Here is a 350-nt window from a genome sequence, read left to right as displayed (position 1 = left end):
GCCTATGAGTGGGTCGACGGCTACGACCGGATCACGGCGGACGGCAACCCCGACTCGGTCGAGACCCGCACCACCGCGATCGGACAGCAGCGCACCACCGGGCACTTCTCCGAGACCGTCACAGCGGGCTGCGGCGACACCTGGACCGGGCTCCGCAAGCGCGACGACGCACCCGAGGGCGCCGACTTCGTCCTCGACGGGTTCACCGTGACCGACCTCGGTCAGGCCCCCGCCGGTGAGCTGGCCGCCTGCGGCACGCTCAGCGTCGACCCGGCCGCCGAGACCCTGGAGCCGGGCACGGCCAACGTCGTCAAGGCGAGCTTCACCAATTACGAGCCGACGGCTGCGAC

The 350-nt window shown here is 71.7% G+C and carries 1 protein-coding gene; it reads left to right on the top strand.

Features of this window, described 5'->3' with window-relative positions:
* Nucleotides 1–350, top strand: a 350-nt coding sequence (locus AC1DUE_RS21010; RefSeq protein WP_477041323.1) for a hypothetical protein, incomplete at both ends; no start/stop codon positions are given.

This window comes from Cellulomonas sp. P4_A2 (assembly GCF_056402515.1).
Note: the sequence above shows the minus strand (reverse complement) of the source record. Positions and strands in the feature narration are given on the sequence as shown.